Here is a 5,075-nt window from a genome sequence, read left to right on the forward strand (position 1 = left end):
CGATGCCTGGCTGTGGCAGCGCGCCGACTCCTCAGCGCTCTCGCTCACCGGCGATGCCGATGCCCTCAAGCGCTTCCGGGCCGTCGTCTCCCAACCGCTGAACTGATCAGGCGCGCTGCACGGCTCCCGTGCGCTCGGTCGCCAGGGCGACCGCAGCGTCGCGGGCCGCGCCCGACTCGCCCTCCTTCAGGGTGCGGTCGAAGGCCCGGAAGCGCAGCGCGAACGCCAGCGACTTCTTGCCCTCGCCGACCTGCTCACCGGTGAACACGTCGAAGAGCCGGATCGACTCCAGCAGCTCGCCCGCGCCCTCGCGCAGCGCCTCCTCGACCGCGATCGCCGGGGTGGCGGCGTCGACGATGAGGGCGACGTCCTCCTTGGCGACCGGCTGGGTGGAGACCATGGCGGCCGGGCGCAGCAGGATCGCGTGCTCGATCAGCACGTCGAGGTCGACCTCGGCAGCGACGCTGCCCCGGGGCAGGCCGAGCGCCGTGCAGACCTTCGGGTGCAGCTCGCCGGCGTGGCCGATCACCGCCCCGTCCACGCTGAGCTCGGCACAGCGGCCGGGGTGCCACGGCGCGTACTCGACGCCGCGGGCGCTCACCCGCAGGCCCACCGAGTCGGCGACGGCGCGGACCGCGTCCACGGCGTCGGCCCAGGTGACCGTCCGACCCTCGCCCCACCAGCCCGACAGGTCGGCCTCGCCGACCGCGACCAGGGCCAGCCGCAGCGGCTGGTGCGGGATCGCGGCGTTGAGTGCCGCGAGCTCGTCCTCGCTCGGACGCCGGTCGACCGGCAGGATCGGTGCCGCACCGCCGGTGGGCAGGGTGACGGTGGTGGTCTCGAAGAGGCCGAAGGAGGCGTTGCCGTAGCCGACGTTGCGCGCGGCCGTGCGCAGCAGCCCCGGCAGCACGGTCGTCGTCATCAGCGGTGCCTCGCTGCTGAGCGGGTTCTCCAGGCGCAGCGCGTTGCGACGCTCGTCGTCGGCCCCGATGCCGAGCAGGTCGAAGTCGGCCTCCCCGACGAACGGGAAGGTGATCACCTCGACGAAGCCCTCCGCGGCCACCGCGCGCCCGAAGCGACGACGCAGCTGCTGGGCGAAGGTCAGGCCGCCCCCCGCCGGCGGGATCGGCAGCACCGACGGCACCCGGTCGTAGCCGACCAGGCGGATCACCTCTTCGGTGGTGTCCTGGGGGTCGGTGAGGTCGGGGCGCCACGGCGGCGGGGTGACGCTCAGGGTGCCGCTGCCGGTGACCTCGCAGCCGACGGCGCGCAGTGCCTCGACAGCGGTCTCCTCGGAGATCTCCATCCCGGAGACGCGGGCCGCCTTGTCGCCGGCCACGGTGATGGTCGGCATCGCGGGGGCGGTGCCGACCACGGTGACGCCCGGCTCGGCGCTGGCGCCGCCGTGCGCGACCAGGAGCTCCACGACACGGTCGGCCGCAGCCTCGCAGATCGTCGGGTCGACGCCGCGCTCGTTGCGCTTGCCGGCCTCCGAGGAGATCTTGTGGCGCTTGCCGGTGCGGAACATCGAGACGGCGTCCCAGTGCGCGGCCTCGACCAGGATCGAGGTGGTGGAGTCACCGATCTCGGTGGTCTCGCCTCCCATCACGCCGCCCAGCCCGATGATCCCGGAGTCGTCGACGACGACCAGGTCCTCCACGCTCAGCTCACGCTTGACGCCGTCGAGGGTGGTCAGCCGCTCGCCCGCCGCCGCACGGCGCACGACCAGCGTGCCCTGCACCTTGGCGGCGTCGTAGCCGTGGATCGGCCGGCCTGTCTCCAGCATCACGTAGTTGGTGATGTCGACGGCCAGCGAGACCGAGCGCATCCCAGCCGCGGTGATCCGCTCGGCGATGAAGCCCGGAGTGGGCGCGCTCGGGTCGAAGCCGGTGACGGTGCGGGCCACGAAGACCGGGCAGCCGTCGGCGTCCTCGACGCGCACCGGGTGGCCGGCGTCGTCGGCGGCCGGGGTCGCCCGCTGGGCCGGGTCACGGAAGTTGCTGGCGCCCTCCACCGAGACCAGCACCTCGCGGGCGATGCCGCGCAGGCTGAGCGCGTAGGCGCGGTCGGGGTTGATCTCGAACTCGATGATCTCCTCGTCGAGCCCGAGCAGGGCGCGGACGTCGGTGCCCGGGGCGCCGGCGTCGGCGGGGAGCACGATGATCCCGTCGTTCTCCCAGGCGGTGCCGCCCAGGCCCAGCTCGGCGGCCGAGCAGATCATCCCGGCCGAGAGGTGGCCGTAGGTCTTGCGCTCGGAGATCGCGAAGCCGCCGGGCAGCACGCCGCCGGGCAGCACCACGACGACGTGGTCGCCGGGGCCGAAGTTGTGGGCGCCGCAGATGATGCCCTGCGGCTCACCGGTGCCGTTGGCGTCGCCGACGTCGACGGTGCACCAGTTGATCACCTTGCCGTTCTTCTGCGGCTCCTTGTCCTGGGTGAGGACCTTGCCGATCACCAGCGGGCCGGTGATCTCCGCGCCCGGGCTGGTGATCGCCTCCAGCTTGAGACCCGTCATCGTGAGCCGACGGGTGAGCTCCTCGGTGGTGACGTCCGCGGGGACGTCCACGTACTCCTTGATCCAGGAGAGCGGTGCCTTCATGGTCTCTCTCCTCTCAGATCTCGGTGCCGAATGCGGAGCTGAACCGCACGTCGCCCTCGAAGAGCGGGCGCAGGTCGTTCAGGTTGTGCCGGAACATGAAGGTCCGGTCGATGCCGAAGCCGAAGGCGAAGCCGGAGTAGACCTCGGGGTCGATGCCGGCGGCGATCAGCACCCGGGGGTTCACCACGCCACAGCCGCCCCACTCGATCCAGCCCTCGCCGCGGCAGGTGCGGCAGGACTCGGGGCTCTCGTTGCGGCACACGAAGCAGAGCAGGTCCACCTCGGCGCTCGGCTCGGTGAACGGGAAGTAGGAGGGCCGGAACCGGGTCACGATCCCGTCGCCGTAGAGCTGGGAGGCGAGGTGGTCGAGCGAGCCCTTGAGGTGCGCCATGGTGATGCCCTCGTCGACGACCAGGCCCTCGACCTGGTGGAACATCGGGCTGTGCGTGGCGTCGTACTCGTCGGTGCGGAAGACCCGCCCGGGGCAGGCCACGTAGATCGGCGGCTTGCGGGTGAGCATGGTGCGGGCCTGCACCGGCGAGGTGTGCGTGCGCAGCACCACGTGGTTCTCGGCCGGGGTGGTCCAGAAGGTGTCCTGCATGGTCCGAGCCGGGTGATCCGGTCCGAGGTTGAGGGCGTCGAAGTTCAGCCACTCGGCCTCGACCATGGGCCCCTCGGCGATCTCCCAGCCCATCGCCACGAAGACGTCGGCGATCGTCTCGGACTGCAGTGTGATCGGGTGCCGCGAGCCGTGCCGGCGGCGCTCGGTGGGCAGCGTGACGTCGACCGTCTCGGTGACCAGCATCCGCTCCTCGTGCTCGGCCTCGAGCACCACCGTGCGCTCGCCGAGCGCCTTGTTCACCGCGCCGCGGGCCTGGCCCACGCGGGCACCGGCCTCCTTGCGGGCCTGCGGCGGCAGCGCACCGATCTCCCGGTTGGCCAGCGCCAGCGGCGAACGGTCGCCCGCGTGGTCCAGCCGGACCTGCTTGAGCTCGGCGAGGTCGCCGGCGGCGGCGATCGCCGCGAGGGCGGCGTCGCGCATGGCCTCGACCTCGTCGGCACGCAGCGGCGTGACCTCGACGGGGTCGTAATCGGTGTTAGGTCCCGACATGACTGCCTTCACGAATCGACAAACGGGGCGCGGACGCGCCCACCGGGCTAGTTTAGGAACCCCGCGCCCGGTGCGGCCAACCGGTTACCCGGCACTGCCGTGCACCGGCAGGTCGATCCGGACCAGGGCACCGCCCGACGACGACTCCCCCACGCTCACCGTGCCGCCGTGCGCACGGACCAGGCCGCCGACGATGTAGAGGCCCAGGCCGGAGCCGCCGCGCTCGCCGTGCTTCCAGAACTTGGTGAAGACCCGGCCCCGGATCTGGGGGGCGACGCCGTCCCCGTCGTCCTCGACCTCGATCCGGACCCGCGCGCCGGGGATCGCGAAGACGCCCACCCGGACCTCGCCGTCGCCGTGCCGGACGCCGTTCTCGATCAGGTTGACCAGGATCTGGGTGACCTTGTCGGGATCGAGCACCACCTCGCCCAGCCCGGGCTCGAGGCTGACCGCGATGGAGCGCGCGGTGCCGGCCCGCACGGTGTCCGCAGCCCGCTCCACCAGCCGGCCCAGGTCGCTGGCACGCGGGTAGAGGGCGAGCCGGCCGGTGTCGATCCGGGCCACGTCGAGCAGCTCCGCGATCAACCGCGCCAGCCGGTCGCTGTCGGAGTGGACCGTGGTCAGCATCAGCTTCTTCTGGTCGTCGTTGAGCTTGTCCCACTTGTTCAGCAGCGCCTGCACGAAGCCCTTGACGCCGGTCAGCGGGGAGCGCAGCTCGTGCGCGACGGTGGCCACCAGGTCGGAGCGCTCACGATCGAGGCGGGCCCGGCCGCGCCCCGAGCGCAGCACGATGCCGACGTGGCTGATCGCGCCGCCCGGCGCGACCCGGGTGATCCGGGCGTCGACCAGGACCTCCTGGCCGTCGGGCAGCAGCCAGGCCTGCTCCGGAACGCCGCTGCGGATGTTGAGGCCGTCGAAGGGCCGGTTGTAGCCGACCCAGCTCCGGCCGTCGTGGTCCTGCAGGCAGAGCGTCGCGGCCAGCGACCCACCGACCTCACCGCCGCCCAGCATGGTGGCGGCGGCACTGTTGATGGCCACGACGATGCCGTCACCGTCGCTGACCACCACACCGTCAGGGAGGAGGTCGATCACAGGAGAAACCTAGCGAGAAGTCGGCCGTTGTGCGCGCGCACTGGCGTAGAGGCACAGCGCGGCGGCAGTCGCGAGGTTGAGGCTCTCGGCGCGCCCGTGGATGGGGATGCGCACCCGGTGGTCGGCCAGGGCGGCCAGCTCGTCGGGCAGGCCCCAGGCCTCGTTGCCGAAGAGCCAGGCGGTGGGCGCCGTCAGCAGGCCCGTGTCCGCGGCCTCGTCGAGGTCCACCTCGCCCGCGCCGTCGGCGGCCAGCACCTGCAGCCCGGCGGCGTG

4 protein-coding genes are annotated in these 5,075 nt (G+C 72.5%); all 4 read right to left on the minus strand.

Annotation, left to right across the window (positions count from 1 at the left end; all coding sequences use genetic code 11):
- Positions 1-106: 106 nt before the first annotated feature.
- Positions 107-2,599, minus strand: coding sequence for a phenylalanine--tRNA ligase subunit beta (gene pheT, locus ABD151_RS06220; RefSeq protein WP_343992416.1), 2,493 nt, complete (start codon positions 2,597-2,599; stop codon positions 107-109).
- Between the two features lie 13 nt (positions 2,600-2,612).
- Positions 2,613-3,710 (minus strand): phenylalanine--tRNA ligase subunit alpha, encoded by a 1,098-nt coding sequence (gene pheS, locus ABD151_RS06225; RefSeq protein WP_343992418.1) that lies wholly within the window; start codon positions 3,708-3,710, stop codon positions 2,613-2,615.
- An 84-nt stretch (positions 3,711-3,794) separates the two neighbouring features.
- Positions 3,795-4,802 carry a sensor histidine kinase gene (locus ABD151_RS06230; RefSeq protein WP_343992420.1) on the minus strand — a complete coding sequence of 336 codons (1,008 nt, stop codon included), beginning with the start codon at positions 4,800-4,802 and terminating at the stop codon, positions 3,795-3,797.
- A gap of 9 nt (positions 4,803-4,811) precedes the next feature.
- Positions 4,812-5,075, minus strand: a 264-nt coding sequence (locus tag ABD151_RS06235) for a TrmH family RNA methyltransferase (protein ID WP_343992422.1), incomplete at its 5' end; no start/stop codon positions are given.

The organism is Nocardioides dubius (assembly GCF_039528155.1).
GTDB lineage: Bacteria > Actinomycetota > Actinomycetes > Propionibacteriales > Nocardioidaceae > Nocardioides > Nocardioides dubius.

Excerpts from the sequence above, each read along its gene's own strand:
- pheT (WP_343992416.1), bottom strand. The coding sequence starts at position 2,599 with ATGAAGGCACCGCTCTCCTGGATCAAGGAGTACGTGGACGTCCCCGCG.
- pheS (WP_343992418.1), bottom strand. The coding sequence starts at position 3,710 with ATGTCGGGACCTAACACCGATTACGACCCCGTCGAGGTCACGCCGCTG.